The organism is Streptomyces sp. NPDC048111 (genome assembly GCF_043202815.1).
Lineage (GTDB): Bacteria > Actinomycetota > Actinomycetes > Streptomycetales > Streptomycetaceae > Streptomyces.
This window is the reverse complement of record NZ_JBIDBD010000006.1, coordinates 200,623-216,272: the sequence shown is the minus strand read 5'-3', so window position 1 is coordinate 216,272 and position 15,650 is coordinate 200,623. Positions and strand designations below refer to the sequence as shown.

The 15,650-nt window shown below is 72.9% G+C and carries 16 protein-coding genes; 8 read left to right on the top strand and 8 right to left on the bottom strand.

The window, feature by feature from the left end:
* Positions 1–17 precede the first annotated feature (17 nt).
* On the top strand, positions 18–602 hold the full coding sequence (locus ACGF3I_RS14170) for a suppressor of fused domain protein (protein ID WP_393131586.1): 585 nt from the start codon (positions 18–20) through the stop codon (positions 600–602).
* 284 nt (positions 603–886) lie between these two features.
* On the opposite strand, the gene ACGF3I_RS14165 is transcribed toward ACGF3I_RS14170, so the two are convergent.
* A complete protein-coding gene (locus ACGF3I_RS14165; RefSeq protein WP_393131584.1) occupies positions 887–2,128 on the bottom strand; it encodes an MFS transporter in 1,242 nt (413 codons plus the stop codon).
* 236 nt (positions 2,129–2,364) lie between these two features.
* Here ACGF3I_RS14165 and ACGF3I_RS14160 point away from each other — a divergent pair, with 236 nt between their 5' ends.
* The 3 genes from ACGF3I_RS14160 to ACGF3I_RS14150 all read left to right on the top strand — a co-directional run bounded on the left by ACGF3I_RS14160 (position 2,365) and on the right by ACGF3I_RS14150 (position 4,701).
* Positions 2,365–3,003: a DUF6758 family protein gene (locus tag ACGF3I_RS14160; RefSeq protein ID WP_393131582.1), complete on the top strand. Its 639-nt coding sequence runs from the start codon at positions 2,365–2,367 to the stop codon at positions 3,001–3,003.
* Positions 3,004–3,069: 66 nt separating this feature from the next.
* On the top strand, positions 3,070–3,936 hold the full coding sequence (locus ACGF3I_RS14155) for a PHP domain-containing protein (RefSeq protein WP_393131580.1): 867 nt from the start codon (positions 3,070–3,072) through the stop codon (positions 3,934–3,936).
* 159 nt (positions 3,937–4,095) lie between these two features.
* Positions 4,096–4,701, top strand: a complete 606-nt coding sequence (locus ACGF3I_RS14150; RefSeq protein WP_393131578.1) for a MarC family protein — start codon at positions 4,096–4,098, stop codon at positions 4,699–4,701.
* A 131-nt stretch (positions 4,702–4,832) separates the two neighbouring features.
* Here the strand turns inward: ACGF3I_RS14150 and ACGF3I_RS14145 are convergent, their stop codons facing one another.
* The gene (locus tag ACGF3I_RS14145) at positions 4,833–4,985 is read right to left on the bottom strand and encodes a hypothetical protein (protein ID WP_393131576.1); all 153 of its coding nucleotides are present in this window, start codon (positions 4,983–4,985) and stop codon (positions 4,833–4,835) included.
* Positions 4,986–5,260: 275 nt separating this feature from the next.
* Here ACGF3I_RS14145 and ACGF3I_RS14140 point away from each other — a divergent pair, with 275 nt between their 5' ends.
* The gene (locus ACGF3I_RS14140) at positions 5,261–6,187 is read left to right on the top strand and encodes an NYN domain-containing protein (protein WP_393131574.1); all 927 of its coding nucleotides are present in this window, start codon (positions 5,261–5,263) and stop codon (positions 6,185–6,187) included.
* Between the two features lie 37 nt (positions 6,188–6,224).
* Here the strand turns inward: ACGF3I_RS14140 and ACGF3I_RS14135 are convergent, their stop codons facing one another.
* The gene (locus tag ACGF3I_RS14135; RefSeq protein WP_393131572.1) at positions 6,225–7,079 is read right to left on the bottom strand and encodes an alpha/beta fold hydrolase; all 855 of its coding nucleotides are present in this window, start codon (positions 7,077–7,079) and stop codon (positions 6,225–6,227) included.
* Between the two features lie 396 nt (positions 7,080–7,475).
* Positions 7,476–10,037 carry a DEAD/DEAH box helicase gene (locus ACGF3I_RS14130; protein ID WP_393131776.1) on the bottom strand — a complete coding sequence of 854 codons (2,562 nt, stop codon included), beginning with the start codon at positions 10,035–10,037 and terminating at the stop codon, positions 7,476–7,478.
* 306 nt (positions 10,038–10,343) lie between these two features.
* On the opposite strand from ACGF3I_RS14130, the gene ACGF3I_RS14125 reads away from it, so the two are divergent.
* Positions 10,344–11,105 carry a ferritin-like fold-containing protein gene (locus tag ACGF3I_RS14125; protein ID WP_393131570.1) on the top strand — a complete coding sequence of 254 codons (762 nt, stop codon included), beginning with the start codon at positions 10,344–10,346 and terminating at the stop codon, positions 11,103–11,105.
* Between the two features lie 37 nt (positions 11,106–11,142).
* On the opposite strand, the gene ACGF3I_RS14120 is transcribed toward ACGF3I_RS14125, so the two are convergent.
* From ACGF3I_RS14120 to ACGF3I_RS14105, 4 genes are all read right to left on the bottom strand, one after another.
* Complete coding sequence (locus ACGF3I_RS14120) at positions 11,143–11,406, bottom strand: hypothetical protein (protein WP_393131774.1); 264 nt, start codon at positions 11,404–11,406, stop codon at positions 11,143–11,145.
* Between the two features lie 200 nt (positions 11,407–11,606).
* Positions 11,607–11,834, bottom strand: coding sequence for a DUF3107 domain-containing protein (locus ACGF3I_RS14115; RefSeq protein WP_393131568.1), 228 nt, complete (start codon positions 11,832–11,834; stop codon positions 11,607–11,609).
* A gap of 141 nt (positions 11,835–11,975) precedes the next feature.
* On the bottom strand, positions 11,976–12,617 hold the full coding sequence (locus ACGF3I_RS14110) for a TetR/AcrR family transcriptional regulator (RefSeq protein WP_114038889.1): 642 nt from the start codon (positions 12,615–12,617) through the stop codon (positions 11,976–11,978).
* A gap of 145 nt (positions 12,618–12,762) precedes the next feature.
* Complete coding sequence (locus ACGF3I_RS14105) at positions 12,763–12,984, bottom strand: hypothetical protein (RefSeq protein WP_393131566.1); 222 nt, start codon at positions 12,982–12,984, stop codon at positions 12,763–12,765.
* Between the two features lie 135 nt (positions 12,985–13,119).
* Here ACGF3I_RS14105 and ACGF3I_RS14100 point away from each other — a divergent pair, with 135 nt between their 5' ends.
* Together ACGF3I_RS14100 and ACGF3I_RS14095 are read left to right on the top strand one after the other, a co-directional pair.
* Positions 13,120–14,115, top strand: a complete 996-nt coding sequence (locus tag ACGF3I_RS14100) for an alpha/beta fold hydrolase (RefSeq protein WP_393131564.1) — start codon at positions 13,120–13,122, stop codon at positions 14,113–14,115.
* 8 nt (positions 14,116–14,123) lie between these two features.
* On the top strand, positions 14,124–15,386 hold the full coding sequence (locus tag ACGF3I_RS14095) for a DUF3152 domain-containing protein (RefSeq protein WP_393131562.1): 1,263 nt from the start codon (positions 14,124–14,126) through the stop codon (positions 15,384–15,386).
* Positions 15,387–15,650: the final 264 nt, after the last annotated feature.

Below are 15,650 nucleotides of genomic sequence, written 5' to 3'. Positions count from 1 at the left end.
CCTTCTATGCTCGGCCCATGGTTGATGTTCTTCCTCTGGTCGAGGCCCGGCTGCGCACCGCGCTGGGCGAGCCGGACGCGCGCGCGGCGGTCACCTTCCTCGGTACGGACCGCATCGAGGTGCTGCGGTTCACCGAGGGCGACATCGTGCGGTACGCGACCCTCGGCATGTCCGCCCAGCCGATGGCCGATCCCACCGCGGCGCTGGCCGATCCGGTGAAGGGGCCGCGCGCCGAGCTGATCCTGTCCGTACGGGCCGGGCGCGCCGACACCGACAAGGTGCTCCGCCCGCTGGCGGTGCTCGCCGCGTCGCCCCAGGTGGAGGGCCTCGTGGTGGCCCCGGGCGCCTCGCTCGACCTCGGTGAACCCCTGTGGCCCGGCGCCGCGTTCGGCTCGGTGCTGGTGGCGGAGCCCGGCGGGCTGGTCGAGGACCTGGAACTGGACGCCCCGCTCGACCCGGTGCGCTTCCTGCCGCTGCTGCCGATGACCGCGAACGAGGCGGCGTGGAAGCGGGTGCGGGGGGCTGCGGAGCTGGAGGAGCGCTGGTTGTCCCACGGCACGGACCTCCGCGACCCCCTCCGCGGCTCCGTCCCCCTGTCCTGAGCCCCCCACCCCGGGGCTCCGCCCCAGACCCCGTTCGCGCCTGAACGGCGCTCGTCCTCAATCGCCGGACGGGCTGAGGTGCCCTGATGCGGGCCGGCGCGGTCCTGCCCAAGGGGCGCGGGGAACTGCGCGAGCAACCACGCACCACCCGCACCCGAAGCCCCGGACGACAGGCCGAGCATGCCGATGCGGGCCGGTACCGGTGTGGCTAAGGGGCGCGGGGAACTGCGCGGGCAACCCCGCACGCCCCGCACCCCAAGAGCCCAACTCACCCGCGCGAACGGTCAGTTCGCAAAGACGGACACCCCGTCCTCGGCGGCATGCGAGGGCTGAAGCTCCGCCACCTCACGCACCAGCACCCCCCGCCGCACCCACACGACCCCGGCCCCCACCACCGCCGCCACCGCAGCCACCACGAACGGCATGTGGATGTCGCTCCACTCCTCGATCTTCGGAGCGAAGTACGGCGCCGCCGCCGCCGCGAACCACCGGACGAAGTTGTAGCCCGCGCTCGCCACCGGCCGGGGCGCGTCCGAGACGCCCAGCGCCAGTTCCGTGTACACGGTGTTGTTGAGGCCGATGAACGCACCGGACGCCACCGTCGCGGCGACCGCCGTGGTGTGGTTGCCGTAGCCGAGGACGAGCAGGTCCGCCGCGAGCAGCACCAGCGACCCCCCGAGCACCTTCAGGGAGCCGAACCGCTCCTGGAGCCGCGGCGCGACGAGCACCGAGAACACCGCGAGCAGCACGCCCCAGGCGAAGAACACCCCGCCCGACTTGTACGGCGACATGTTCAGCACGAACGGCGTGAAGGCCAGGACCGTGAAGAACGCGTAGTTGTAGAAGAACGCGGAGGCCGCCGCCGAGGCGAGGCCGCCGTGGCCCAGCGCCTTGAGGGGGTCGAGCAGCGACGTCTTGCGCGCCGGCTTCGGCTGTTCCTTCAGGAACGCGGTGATCGCGAGGAAGCCGATCGCCATGAGGGCGGCCGTGCCGAAGAAGGGGTAGCGCCACTTCATGTCGCCGAGCACCGCGCCGAGCAGCGGCCCGCACGCCATGCCGAGCCCGAGCGCGGACTCGTAGAGCAGGATCGCCGCCGCGCTCCCGCCGGCCGCCGCTCCCACGATGACGGCGAGCGCGGTGGAGACGAACAGGGCGTTGCCGAGCCCCCAGCCGGCCCGGAAGCCGACGAGTTCCCCGACCGAGTTCGAGGTGCCCGCGAGCGCCGCGAAGACGACCACGAGGGCGAGCCCCACCAGCAGCGTCCGCTTGCCGCCGATCCGGCTGGAGACGAAGCCGGTGACCAGCATGGCGACGGCGGTGATCAGGAAGTACGAGGTGAAGAGCAGGGACACCTGGCTGGGCGTGGCGTCCAGGCCCTTGGCGATGGAGGGCAGGATCGGGTCGACCAGGCCGATGCCCATGAAGGCGACGACCGAGGCGCCCGCGGTCGCCCACACCGCCTTCGGCTGGCGCAGCAGACCGCCGGTTCCCGCGCCTTCGTCGAGAGGGTCCTTTCCTTGCCGCATGGCAGCTCCCGCTTCCCGTGGATGGCCCCGCAGAGGGGGACTCAAGATCGTTGTGCGATACACATAATAACTTAGCGAGCCTAATGAGTGCAAGATGAAACTACTTCCTGGCCCGGCGCCCCAGGGCCTCCCGGACCCCGGCCCCGGCGCCCCCGCCCGGCAGCGACGGGCGGGCCGGACTCCGGACGGGTGATCGTCCTTGACGGGGCGTCGGCCGTGGAGGACCGTGGGGCTCTATGAGGGGCGAACCCAGTTGCCCGAAGTGCGGAGGCCGGGTCAGGGCGCCCGGTCTCTTTGCCGACACCTGGCAGTGCGATGCGCACGGACCGGTGTATCCGCTCCAGCCCGTGGTCCCGCCCAGCGTGGAGGCCCTGGCGGTCGTCGTGCGCCGTACGCAGGTGCCGGCCTGGATGCCCTGGCCGCTGCCGGTCGGCTGGCTGTTCACCGGCGTCGCCTATGCGGGGGACGATCGCAGCGGCGGCCGGGCCACCGCCGTCGCCTGCTCGGGCCCCGGCCCGCTGGGCGGCATCGGCGAGCTGATCCTGGTCGCCGAGGAGCTGGGCGTGGGGCTCGGCGCCCGGTACGCGGGCATCGACGGGCCCGACCCCGGCCCCTTCATGGACGTCGGCAAACCCCCGCACACCAAGGTCCTCGCGGCCGGCCGCCCCACCCCGCTGTGGCACGTCAGCCGTACGCCCGACGACCGCGCGGTGTTCGCCGGCGAGGCGCGCGGCCTGTGGCTCTGGGCGATCGTGTGGCCCGAGCAGTCCGGGCTCCTGATGTACGACGAGCTGGTGCTCACCGATCTGCGGGACGCGGGCGCCGAGGTCGACCTCGTCCCGTGCGGGGCGCTCACCCCGCGCATCCTGTCCTAGCCCGGCGGGCGGGCGGTTATCCTTGACCGTCCCCTGATCCGTCCCTTATGCCCTGGAGTACGCGTCGTGCGCATCGATCTGCACACCCACTCCACGGCGTCGGACGGTACGGACACCCCCGCCGATCTGGTCCGCAACGCGGCCGCGGCCGGGCTCGACGTCGTCGCCCTGACCGACCACGACACCACGCGGGGCCATGCGCAGGCCGTCGCCGCGCTGCCCGCGGGGCTCACCCTGGTCACCGGCGCCGAGCTCTCCTGCCGCATCGACGGCATCGGCCTGCACATGCTGGCCTACCTCTTCGACCCGGAGGAGCCCGAGCTCTCGCGCGAGCGCGAACTCGTACGGGACGACCGGGTGCCGCGCGCCCAGGGCATGGTCGCCAAGCTCCAGGAGCTCGGCGTGCCCGTCACCTGGGAGCAGGTCGCGCGCATCGCGGGCGACGGCTCGGTCGGGCGCCCGCACGTGGCCGAGGCGCTCGTCGAACTCGGCGTGGTGGACAGCGTGTCCGACGCCTTCGTGCCGGACTGGCTGGCCGACGGCGGCCGGGCCTACGTCGGCAAGCACGAGCTCGACCCGTTCGACGCGATACGCCTGGTCAAGGCCGCGGGCGGAGTGACCGTCTTCGCCCACCCGCTCGCCGTCAAGCGCGGCCAGGTCGTGCCGGAGTCCGTGATCGGCGAACTCGCCGCCGCCGGACTCGACGGCCTGGAGGCCGACCACACCGACCACGACGGCGCCGCCCGGGACCGGCTGCGCGGCATCGCCCGCGACCTCGGCCTCCTCGTCACCGGCTCCAGCGACTACCACGGCAGCCGCAAGACGGTACGGCTCGGCGCGTACACCACCGACCCCGAGATCTACGGGGAGATCACCCGCCGCGCCACGGGGGCCTTCCCCGTGCCCGGTGCGGGCGGAAGCGCCCGCCCGTAGGGGAGCGCACACCCTCTCCGCCTCCGGGGGCACCGCCCCCGCGACTTCCGTCCTCGTACCCGCCCGGTCCTGCCGTGCGGGCCGCGCGGGCGGCCCGGCCCGCGCTCCGGCGCCCCGGCCCCCCTCTGCCTGTACACCCCTCACCTCGCAAGGCTCACCGTGTTCGACGCTGCCGTCTTCGGCTCCCTCTTCCTCACCCTGTTCGTCATCATGGATCCCCCCGGGATCACGCCGATCTTCCTCGCGCTGACCGCGGGCCGGGCCGCGAAGGTCCAGCGCAGGATGGCCTGGCAGGCCGCCGCCGTCGCGCTCGGAGTGATCACGCTCTTCGGCCTGGTCGGCCACCAGATCCTGACGTATCTGCACATCGACGTCCCGGCGCTGATGATCGCGGGCGGTCTGCTGCTGCTCCTGATCGCGCTCGACCTGCTCACCGGCAAGACCGACGAGCCGAAGCAGACCAAGGACGTCAACGTCGCGCTGGTGCCGCTCGGCATGCCGCTGCTCGCCGGGCCCGGCGCGATCGTGCAGGTGATCCTCGCCGTCCAGAACCACGACTCGCTGTCGGGGCAGGTCTCGGTCTGGGCGGCCATCATCGCCATCCACGTGGTGCTGTACGTGACGATGCGGTACTCGCTCCTGATCATCCGCGTCATCAAGGACGGCGGCGTCGTCCTGGTGACCCGGCTCGCGGGCATGATGCTCTCCGCGCTCGCGGTGCAGCAGATCATCAACGGCATCACGCAGGTCATCCACGGCAGCTGAGACCGGCCGCCGTACCCCGGCACGCCAAAGCGCCCCCGTACACATCTGTACGGGGGCGCTCGTCATCCAACGGCATCACACACACGGCACCCGCGGCCGTTCACCGGCTCGCGGGACGCGGATCCAAGGCGTTACGAGACTGCTGATTCGGTCGGGCGGATGTAGATGCGCTGGCCCATTGCGGCGGCCTGCTGCACGATCCGGTTGACGGAGGCGGCGTCCACGACGGTGCTGTCAACGGCGCTGCCGTCGACGTCGTCCAGGCGCATGATTTCGAAGCGCACGGCTTCTCCCTTCGTCTGATCCTCCTGCTAGGAGAACTACTGGTGCGGGGGGCTGTGAACAGCGTGCCCCCGCGAGGCGTCGGGGCGGTTGCCCGCCCGTTAAGAGTGGATTGCGTGACGCATGTGCAACGCGTTCCGTAGGGTTCAACGGGTTGCCTCCAGCAAACATTCCCTACGCTAAGGAAATTTTTCGATTCGCTAAGGACCGGGGTGCAGCGGCGACCCGACGTGCCCGGTTGTGCCCCCCGTGTCACGGCCTCGACAATGGACCGCGTATGGACGATTCCCAGGAACCTCAGCCGTCCCAGGCGCCTCACGACCCCGTGGCCCAGCTGGACCGCAAGCTCGACGCCACCAACGAGCTCCTCCAGCGCATGCTCGCGGAAGTCGCGAAGACGCCCTCCACGCACGCGATCTTCGTCGACGCGGGCTATGTCTACGCGGCCGCCGGGCTCCTCGTCACCGGCACCGAGGACCGCCGCTCCTTCGACCTCGACGCCGAGGGCTTCATCGAGGCGCTCATCGACAAGGCGCGCACGATCTTCGCGGACAGCCGGCTGCTGCGGGTCTACTGGTACGACGGCGCGCGCCGGCGCATCCACACCCCCGAACAGCAGTCGATCGCCGGGCTCCCCGACGTGAAGGTGCGGCTCGGCAACCTCAACGCCAACAACCAGCAGAAGGGCGTCGACTCGCTGATCCGCTCCGACCTGGAGTCCCTGGCCCGCCACCGCGCGATCAGCGACGCGGCGCTGATCGGCGGGGACGAGGACCTCGTCTCCGCGGTGGAGGCCGCGCAGGGGTACGGGGCGCGGGTCCACCTGTGGGGCATCGAGGCGGGGGAGGGGCGCAACCAGGCGGAGCCCCTGCTGTGGGAGGTCGACAGTCAGCGCACGTTCGACCTCGATTTCTGCAAGCCGTACGTCACGCGGCGGCCGGTCACGCTGTACGAGCAGGACGGGCCGGCGCCGAGCCGCGACGACGTGCGGTTCGTGGGGGCCCGGATCGCCGCGACGTGGCTCTCCGAGCGGGGGCGGGCGGCGCTGGCCGAGCTGCTGCCGGGGCACCCCTATCTGCCCGGGCCGGTGGATCAGGATCTGCTCATCGAGGCGGAGCGGTTGTTGCAGTACTCGTTGCGCGGGCACGCCGATCTTCGCCGCGCCCTGCGAGACGGGTTCTGGCACCACCTCCAGTCCCACTGACCCCGTCCGCCCGCGCCGGGCCGGGGCGCGGGTGTGGTCAGAGGGGGGACCAGAAGTCCGTCAGGGCCGCTGTCAGTTCCGCGGGGTGGGAGACGTTGGGGGAGTGGTCGGCGCCGGCGATCACGGTGTGCCGCGCCCCCACACTCCGCGCCATGTGCGCCAGCTCCCCCAGCTGCCACACCATCTCCCCGTCCCCGTACGCGACATGCAACGGCAGCGGCAACCGCGCAAGCCCCTCCGTACGGTCCGGCTCGACCCTCAACTGCCGCCCGGTGGCGATGAGTTGGGCCCGCTGTGTACGGAACCAGCGCCGTTCGAGGAACGCCACGATCTCGGGCGGATCGACGACATACGCCGGGTCGCGCCCATCGAGCCACTGCGTCACCGCCCACACCCACGACGGCGGCAGCACCGGCAGCGCCGTCCGGAGCATCCGGATCTTGGTGCGCTGATCGGGCCCGACCCGGCCGGGCCCCGAGGACAGCAGGGTCAGGGAACGGAAGGCGGAGGGGTCGAGCCGTGCCGCGGACCGGGCCACGAAGCCGCCGAAGGAGTGGCCCACCAGATGCACCGGCCCGTCGCCCAGCGCGGCGACCTGCGCGAGGACGTCACCCGCGAGGCTGCGCGGGCCGTACGCCGCGAGGCTGCGCGGGCCGGGGGACTCGTACTGGCCGCGCCCGTCGACCGCCACCGCCCGGTACCCCGCGTCGGCGAGCGGATCGAGGAGGGCGAGGAAGTCCTCCTTGCTCCCGGTGTAGCCGGGGATCAGCAGGACCGTGCCGCGCGCCCGCCCCTCGGGCCGCGAATCGAGCACGGCGAACTCCTGGCGCGGGGTGCCGAGCCGGTACGCACGCGTACGTGCCGGGAGGTCGAGGGAGCGCGGCTTACTCATGAGTAGAGCGTATCCGTCCACCCCGGGGCACCCCGCCGGGGGAACGGCGAGTGCCCCGCCAGGGGCACGGCGAGTGCCCCGCTCGCAGAGGGGCGCCCGGCCCGTGGAACGGCGAGCTTCCCCAGCTCGGGGAAGGTCGAGCGTCCGGGCTGCGGAACGGCGAGCGCCCCGCCCGGTAAGCGGCGAGTGCCCCCTGCGAAAGGGCGCGCACCCGGCCCGGGACACGGCGAGCGTCGCGCCCGCAGGGAGCACCCCGGCCCGCGCAACGACGAGCACTCTGGCCCAGGACCGGCGAGCACCCTGGCCCGCGCAACGCCGAGCACCCCCCCCCGGAACGGCGAACGGCCCGGCGCCCCCGAGGGGGAGCCGGGCCGTTTCAGGCGGGGCGGGTCATGCTCAGGCCTCGGGCGTGACCGCGGCCTTCTTCGCGCGGGTGCGGCGCGGCTTCGCCGGCGCCTCGGCCTCGGCCACCACGGCCTCGGCGACAGGCGCGGCCACCTTCTTGGCGCGGGTGCGCTTCGGCGCCGCCGGGGCCTCGGCCACGTCGGGGGCGGCTTCGGCGACCTTCTTGGCGCGGGTGCGGCGCGGCTTCGCCGGGGCTTCGGCCTCGACGACCGCCGCCGCCTCGACCGTCTCGGCCACGGCCTCGACCGCCTTCTTGGCGCGGGTGCGCTTCGGCGCCGCCGGTGCTTCGGCCGCCTCGGGGGCGGCTTCGGCGACCTTCTTGGCGCGGGTGCGGCGCGGCTTCGCCGGGGCTTCGGCCTCGACGACCGCCGCCGTCTCGACCGTCTCGGCGACAGGCGCGGCCGCCTTCTTGGCGCGGGTGCGCTTCGGTGCTGCCGGTGCTTCGGCCGCCTCGGGGGCCACCTCGGCGACCTTCTTGGCGCGGGTGCGGCGCGGCTTCGCCGGGGCCTCCGCCTCGACGGCCGGGGCGGGCACGGCCTCGACGACCGGGGCCGCCTCCACCGTCTCGACGACGGCCTCGGCCGCCTTCCTCGTCCGCGTGCGCTTCGGCTTCGCCGGGGTCTCGGCGGCCGGGGCCTCCGCGACCTCGGTCATCGCCGCGGTGGTCCTGGCCTTCGCGGCCCGGGCCAGCTCAAGGGCGGCCGACTCCGGCGTCATGAAACCGATCTCGGGCTCGGCCTTGCGCACCCGGCGACGACGCGCCTTCGGCTCGACCGGCGCCGAGGCCACCGCAGCGGCCGGGGCCGGCGCGGCCGAACGGCGGCGGGACTGGGCCCGCACCGCGGGCTCGGCCTTGGCCACGGGCTCGGCCGTGACGGCGGGCTCCGGCTTGACCACGGGGGTCACGGGCTCGGCGGCGGTCACCGGCGCGGCGGCCTGCGGCGCGGACGACGGCGCACCCACCCGGGTACGACGGCGGCGGCGCGGCGTGCGCGGCTCGGTCACCGACTCGGCGGTCTCGGGGGCCGGGGTCGCGGCCGGAGCGGGGACCGCGGCCTCCGCGCCCACCGGCTGTGCACCGTCCGGCTGCGAGCCGCCACGGGTGCGGCGGCGCTGACGCGGGGTGCGCGTGCGCTCCGGACGCTCCTCGGTGACGACGGGAGCCGCAGCCGCGGACCTGCGCCCGCGCCCACCGGTCTCGCCCAGGTCCTCGACCTCTTCGGCCGCCAGGCCCGCCCGGGTGCGCGCGCCGCGCGGCAGCACGCCCTTGGTGCCCGCCGGGATCTTCAGCTCCTCGAAGAGGTGCGGGGAGGTGGAGTACGTCTCGACCGGGTCGGGGAACTTCAGGCCGAGCGCCTTGTTGATCAGCTGCCAGCGCGGGATGTCGTCCCAGTCGACCAGCGTGATCGCGATGCCCTTCTTGCCCGCGCGGCCGGTGCGGCCGATGCGGTGGAGGTAGGTCTTCTCCTCCTCGGGCGACTGGTAGTTGATGACGTGCGTCACGCCGTCGACGTCGATGCCGCGGGCCGCGACGTCGGTGCAGACCAGCACGTCGACCTTGCCGTTGCGGAAGGCGCGCAGCGCCTGCTCGCGGGCGCCCTGGCCGAGGTCGCCGTGGACCGCGCCGGAGGCGAAGCCGCGCTTGGCGAGCTGCTCGGCGATGTCGGCGGCGGTCCGCTTCGTACGGCAGAAGATCATCGCGAGCCCGCGGCCCTCGGCCTGCAGGATGCGCGCGACCATCTCCGGCTTGTCCATGGAGTGGGCGCGGTAGACGAACTGCTCGGTGTTGGCGACCGTCGTGCCCTCGTCGTCCGGCGAAGTGGCGCGGATGTGCGTGGGCTGCGACATGTAGCGGCGGGCCAGGCCGATGACCGCGCCCGGCATGGTCGCCGAGAACAGCATCGTCTGGCGCTTCGGCGGGAGCAGCTGGATGATCTTCTCGACGTCGGGCAGGAAGCCCAGGTCGAGCATCTCGTCGGCCTCGTCGAGCACCAGGGTCTTGACGTGCGAGAGGTCGACCTTCTTCTGGCCGGCCAGGTCGAGCAGGCGGCCCGGGGTGCCGACGATCACGTCGACGCCCTTCTTGAGCGCCTCGACCTGCGGCTCGTAGGCACGGCCGCCGTAGATGGCGAGCACGCGCACGTTGCGGACCTTGCCCGCGGTGAGGAGGTCGTTGGTCACCTGCTGGCACAGCTCGCGCGTCGGGACGACGACGAGGGCCTGCGGGGTGTTGGTGAGCTGCGCGTTCGTGGCCCGGCCCGCTTCGACGTCGGCGGGGACGATGACGCGCTCCAGGATCGGCAGGCCGAACCCGAGGGTCTTGCCGGTGCCGGTCTTGGCCTGCCCGATGATGTCGGTGCCGGAGAGCGCGACGGGGAGCGTCAGCTCCTGGATGGGGAACGGGGACACGATGCCGACGGCTTCAAGGGCTTCGGCGGTCTCGGGAAGGATCCCGAGCTCTCGGAACGTAGTCAGGGTGCTGCCTCTTCTGTGAGACGCGGTACGGAGGCGAACGCGGCGGGTCTTACCGTGCCCATTTCGTCCGGCGAGGATCAGATTCGATCGTGTTGCCGGGTGGCGCGGGACCACTGCCGTCGCTCAAGCGCTCGTGCCGCTGAGGGATCCCTCTTCGGTGGCACGTACTGATACGCACCCCACGGAGGGCTGTCGGGTCGGAGCCGACCGGAGCAACCGACCGGGCATCCTCATTCGTGCGGCCCGTCGCAGATTACTCGCCGGGCGCATTACCACTGTACCCCGGATTCGCGCATGTGTGTCGGGCGAATTCACGGGACCGGTGGTAAGGGTGTGAGGAAGACGGCCCTTACAGCCCTCCCCGGGCGGGCTATTGTGCGGCTTATGGAGACGTCTGACAACGCCACTGCAGCCGAAGAAACCACCCCGGAGCCCGAGCGCACCGGGATCGCCGCCCAGGACTGGGCGGCGGCCTCCGCGGTCCCCCAGTACCGTGCGGCGGTCGTGGACCTCCTCGGCGCCCTCGCCTACGGCGAACTCGCCGCCTTCGAGCGGCTCGCCGACGACGCGAAGCTCGCCCCGACCCTCGGGGACAAGGCGGAGCTGGCGAAGATGGCGTCCGCCGAATTCCAGCACTTCGAGCAGTTGCGGGGCCGGCTCGCGCAGATCGACGCCGAGCCGACGGCCGCGATGGAGCCGTTCGCCAAGGCGCTGGACGACTTCCACCAGCAGACCGCCCCGTCGGACTGGCTGGAGGGCCTGGTCAAGGCGTACGTGGGCGACTCGATCGCGAGCGACTTCTACCGCGAGGTCGCCAACCACCTGGACTCCGACACCCGCTCGCTGGTCCTGTCGGTCCTCGACGACACCGGGCACGGCAATTTCGCGGTGGAGAAGGTGCGCGCCGCGATCGAGGCCGACCCGCGGGTGGGCGGGCGGCTCGCGCTGTGGGCGCGGCGTCTGATGGGCGAGGCGCTCTCCCAGGCCCAGCGCGTGGTGGCCGAGCGCGACGCGCTCTCCACGATGCTGGTCGGCGGGGTCGACGGCGTGGCCGCGGGCTTCGACCTGGCGGCGGTCGGCGAGATGTTCTCGCGGATCACCAAGGCCCACACCAAGCGGATGGCCGCCCTCGGCCTGGCCGCCTGACGTCTCGTCAACGGGGCGCGCGCCCCGGCAGTGCCGCCTACGCCGCGGACCGGCGCAGGCGGCGGGTGGGGCGCAGCAGCAGCGAGAGCGTGACGGACGCGACGAACGTGGCGCCGAGCACCGTGGTCACCCCGTGGCCCGGGCCGATCGCCGAGTGGGTCAGGAACGCGCCGAACAGACCGGCGAGCGGGCCGACACCGAGCACGGTGCGGCGGTCGGGCAGACGGTGGGACAACCGGGCGGCTGCGACCCACGCGAGAGCGAATCCGAGCAGTACGGAGCCAAGGGCTTCCAGCAGCATGTACGTCGCCTCCCAGGGTTCGGCCGGGACGGAATCGGTCACAGCCCGTCCTACCCGACCCTCGCGGAACGCAACCCTCCCCTCACCGGGAGGAAGCAACGGGCGAAGGGCGCGCGCGACGCGCAAAAGGGGTGTCCAGACGCACGGAAGGGGTGCCACCGGCGAGAGCCGGTGGCACCCCTTCCGCGGTGTGCCGGGTACTACAGCGCGCCGAAGCCCACGCGGCGGACCGCGGGCTCGCCGATCTCCACGTACGCGATCTTGTCGGCCGGTACCAGGATCCTGCGGCCCTTGTCGTCCGTGAGGCTGAGCAGCTGCGCCTTGCCGGCGAGGGCGTCGGATACCGCGCTCTCGACCTCTTCGGCGGACTGCCCGCTCTCCAGAACGATCTCCCGGGGTGCGTGCTGCACGCCGATCTTGACCTCCACGGCTATGTCCCTCCGACCTCGTGCGGTGCGCGGTCAGCCGCGCCGTACGCTGCACACATTAGCCCGGAGAGACGACCGGTCACGGCCGGTCGCCGAACGCCAGGAGCGAACAGGATCCGGGAATGACCGGCCCGCGGGCGTTCAGTGGCCTTCGGTGCCGTGCAGCGGGAAGCCCGCGATGCCGCGCCAGGCCAGCGAGGTGAGCAGCGCGACGGCCTTGTCGCGGGGGATCGTCGACTCGCTGGACAGCCAGTAGCGGGCCACCACCTGCGAGACACCGCCGAGGCCCACGGCCAGCAGCATCGACTCGTCCTTGGACAGGCCGGTGTCCTCGGCGATGACGTCCGAGATCGCCTCGGCGCACTGGAGGCTGACCCGGTCCACCCGCTCGCGGACGGCCGGCTCGTTGGTCAGGTCGGACTCGAAGACGAGCCGGAAGGCGCCGCCCTCGTCCTCGACGTAGGCGAAGTAGGCGTCCATCGTGGCGGCGACGCGGAGCTTGTTGTCCGAGGTGGACGCGAGCGCCGTGCGCACCGCGTGCAGCAGTGACTCGCAGTGCTGGTCGAGCAGGGCGAGGTAGAGCTCCAGCTTGCCGGGGAAGTGCTGGTAGAGCACCGGCTTCGAGACGCCCGCCCGCTCCGCGATGTCGTCCATGGCGGCCGCGTGGTAACCCTGCGCGACGAAGACTTCCTGGGCCGCGCCCAGCAGCTGATTGCGGCGGGCCCGGCGCGGCAGGCGCGTGCCCCGCGGGCGCGCCGCCTCGGTCTGCTCGATGGCTGTCACGCCGCCTCCCAAAGTTGTTCCGGTGCGCGATGTACGCGCGCCGCCATCGTACTTTTGGGTAACCCGGCTGTGCGCGGTGCGAACGCAGAATTTCACGGACCGGACGCGCTGGGTAGCCGCAGATACCCGAGGTAAACCGGGCAAATCACCGGTAGTCGTCCTCGTCCAGGGCGACCACTCGCGCCTGTTCGACCGCATCGGCCTCATTGGCGACGCCCGGGTCCACGCGGCTCAGGGGTTCGTCGCGGTCCTGGCGCACCTCGGCCTGCTGCTCGGCCGCGTCCGCCTCGGGGGTCTCCTCGGACAGTTCGGCGGTGTTCTCCGCCTCGGTGCGGAAGGTTTCCGGATCGCTGGGATCGACGGACATGACTGCTCCCTTTTCGGCCACTACGAGTGATTCGGGGGCTTGCTTACGAGCCTAGGAGTTCCCCGGGCGGGGCGCTATACGGCCTGTGACGGCGAACACATGAGCCACGGTGTGATCGTCTCGTAACATTGCCGCATGTCTTCGACCGAGCCGCCGGACACGCTTGCCGCCGCCGCCCCGGCGCCCCTGGTGAGCGCGGTCCAGGTCGCGGAGGGCGAGGAGCTGCGCTCCGTGAGCCTGCCCGGCCTCACCCTGAACGTCCGCTCCCGGCCGGGCACCCGCGCCGGCCTCGAACCCGCGCTGTACGTGCACGGGCTCGGCGGTTCGTCGCAGAACTGGTCGGCCCTGATGGCGCTGCTCGCCGACCGGGTCGAGGGCGAGGCGCCCGATCTGCCCGGCTTCGGTGACTCCCCGCCGCCGGACGACGGCAACTACTCGGTGACCGGGCACGCCCGCGCCGTGATCCGGATGCTCGACGCGGCGGGCCGCGGGCCGGTCCACCTCATCGGCAACTCGCTGGGCGGCGCCGTCTCCACCCGGGTCGCCGCCGTCCGCCCCGACCTGGTGCGCACCCTCACCCTCGTCTCGCCGGCCCTGCCGGAGATCCGGGTGCAGCGCAGCGCCTGGCCCACCGCGCTGGTCGCGCTGCCTGGCGTGGCCTCGCTCTTCGCCCGGCTCACCCGCGACTGGAGTGCCGAGGACCGCACCCGGGGCATGATGGCCCTCTGCTACGGCGACCCGGCCCGGGTCAGCGCCGAGGGCTTCGAGGCCGCCGTCAGGGAGATGGAGCGGCGCCTCCAACTGCCGTACTTCTGGGACGCGATGGCCCGCTCGGCGCGTGGCATCGTGGACGCGTACACCCTGGGCGGCCAGCACGGGCTCTGGCGGCAGGCCGAGCGGGTGCTCGCGCCGACGCTGCTCGTGTACGGGGCGCGGGACCAGCTCGTCTCGTACCGGATGGCCCGCCGGGCGGCGGCCGCCTTCCGGGACGCACGCCTGCTGACGCTGCCCGACGCCGGACACGTGGCGATGATGGAGTACCCCGAGACGGTCGCCAGGGCCGTACGGGAGCTGATGGACGACACCGGACGCGGCGGGCACCGCGGCGACGACCGAGACAACAGGAGCTGATCCGGGGCGTGGGACGACACAGCCGACCCAGGGGCTCCGCCGACGCGACGCCCATACCCGCGGCGCCCCCCGCCCCCGAGGCCGGGCAGGCCTCCGCCACCGGCAGCGGCCGGCGCAGACGAGAGGCCTGGGCGGGTGACGGCCCCGAGGGCCACCGCGGCGCGGGCACCCCCGCCTTCGGCGTCCCGCAGGTGCGCGGCGGCCACCCGCAGCACTCCGAGGACACTCCGGCGGGCGGCACCCGGGCCCGTTCCGGCGTCCGGCAGGGCGGGCCGCGTCCCGTGCCAACGGCTCCCCAGGGCGCGGCGCCCCGCATCCCCGGGCCTCGCCGCTCCTCCCTCGACGCCTTCGACGGGCCCACGGCGCCGGCCCAGGACCGGCCGCGTCCCTCCGGCATTGCGGTGCCCCTGCGTGAGGCCGGGCCCGCTGAGCACAAGACGAAGGTGAAGACGAAGACCAAGGCTTCCAAGGGGCGGACGTTCACCGGGATCGCCGCCGCCGCCGTGACCACCGTGCTCGCCGTCGTCGTCGCCGGACAGGTGACCTCCGACGGCACCCGGCACGATGCCGCGGGCCAGTCCGCGAAGGACAAGGCCCGTGCCGGGGACGACGGTTCGGCCTCGCGCGGCAGCGGCCGCGCCACGCCGCAGGCCGCCCCCGCGGTCCTGACGTACGACCAGAAGATGGCCCAGCAGTACCCGTTGGACCCCAAGCTCACCGGGGCGGGCACGTTCGAGACGGTCCCCGGCGCCGACGCGGCGCCCGGCAAGGGCCGCAAGTACCGCTACCGGGTGGACATCGAGCGCGGGCTCGGCCTGGACGGCGGCCTGTTCGCGGAGGCCGTGCAGAAGACGCTCAACGACGACCGCAGCTGGTCGCACGGCGGCGCGATGACCTTCGAGCGGATCTCCTCGGGCAAGCCGGACTTCGTGATCACCCTGGCGAGCCCCGGCACCACCGGTGTGTGGTGCGGCAAGTCCGGCCTGGACACCACGGAGGACAACGTCTCCTGCGACTCCGCCGCCACCGACCGCGTGATGATCAACGCCTTCCGCTGGGCGCAGGGCTCGGTGACGTTCGGCTGGGGCAAGGCGATGCTCGCCTACCGGCAGATGCTGATCAACCACGAGGTCGGACACCGGCTCGGACACAACCACGTGAGCTGCCGCACGCCCGGCGCGCTCGCCCCGGTGATGCAGCAGCAGACCAAGTCCCTGGACATCGACGGGATCGCGTGCCGGCCCAACCCGTGGGTGTATCCCGTGAGTTGAGGGTCGATGGAGGGCCGTGCGACGGCACGGCAGTGCCCGGGCGCCCCGGGCGGGCGCCGCGCCGCCCCGACGAGCCCCGGCAGTACCGCAGGCGCCAAGAAGCCGCCACGGCGTAGCCGTGTGTGATCGCGCCGACCCGTAGCGCGACCGAACGCCACCGGGTCGGGAAAGTTACGTGCATTCACCCCTTCCGGTGGCGCGACGGACAACCGTCCGTCGCGCCACCGGCATATCCGCATACGTTCTTCCCGCTGCGAGTCGCCG

Coding starts and splice junctions, on each gene's coding strand:
- ACGF3I_RS14170 (WP_393131586.1), top strand. CDS start 18: ATGGTTGATGTTCTTCCTCTGGTCGAGGCCCGGCTGCGCACCGCGCTG.
- ACGF3I_RS14165 (WP_393131584.1), bottom strand. CDS start 2,128: ATGCGGCAAGGAAAGGACCCTCTCGACGAAGGCGCGGGAACCGGCGGT.
- ACGF3I_RS14160 (WP_393131582.1), top strand. CDS start 2,365: ATGAGGGGCGAACCCAGTTGCCCGAAGTGCGGAGGCCGGGTCAGGGCG.
- ACGF3I_RS14140 (WP_393131574.1), top strand. CDS start 5,261: ATGGACGATTCCCAGGAACCTCAGCCGTCCCAGGCGCCTCACGACCCC.
- ACGF3I_RS14135 (WP_393131572.1), bottom strand. CDS start 7,079: ATGAGTAAGCCGCGCTCCCTCGACCTCCCGGCACGTACGCGTGCGTAC.
- ACGF3I_RS14125 (WP_393131570.1), top strand. CDS start 10,344: ATGGAGACGTCTGACAACGCCACTGCAGCCGAAGAAACCACCCCGGAG.
- ACGF3I_RS14120 (WP_393131774.1), bottom strand. CDS start 11,406: ATGCTGCTGGAAGCCCTTGGCTCCGTACTGCTCGGATTCGCTCTCGCG.
- ACGF3I_RS14105 (WP_393131566.1), bottom strand. CDS start 12,984: ATGTCCGTCGATCCCAGCGATCCGGAAACCTTCCGCACCGAGGCGGAG.
- ACGF3I_RS14100 (WP_393131564.1), top strand. CDS start 13,120: ATGTCTTCGACCGAGCCGCCGGACACGCTTGCCGCCGCCGCCCCGGCG.